General features: G+C 54.5%; 1 protein-coding gene. It reads right to left on the bottom strand.

Features of this window, described 5'->3' with window-relative positions:
- Nucleotides 1-276: DUF2058 family protein (locus Q4563_RS17815; RefSeq protein ID WP_303605449.1), on the bottom strand; the 276-nt coding region annotated here is incomplete at its 3' end.
- Between the last annotated feature and the right edge of the window lie 60 nt (nt 277-336).

Below are 336 nucleotides of genomic sequence, written 5' to 3'. Positions count from 1 at the left end.
ATCACACTCGACCGTATTGGTCTGGATCAATTGGCGAATCTGGGCGGCAATTGCTTTTTGCTGCGCCTCCGCTTCTTTCTGGCGATTCAATTCGCGGTCGTGGGCGGCTTTGGCCTTGCGTGCGGCTTCGGCAGCAGCCTGGGTATCTTCCGGGGCATCCTCGCTGCCGGTACGTTTCAAGTGCGCTGATTTTTTCAGTTCCTTGGCGTTTTTCTTGGCTTTTTTCTGGTTAACCAGACCCATTTCCAGCATTTGTTCTTGCAGTGACTTGGCCATGACAAACTCCCTGTTATTGCTGCCATACACCGGCGGGGAGCAACCCGGCCAGTTGGGTGA

It is taken from the genome of Gilvimarinus sp. 1_MG-2023, from assembly GCF_030548285.1.
Note: the sequence above shows the minus strand (reverse complement) of the source record. Positions and strands in the feature narration are given on the sequence as shown.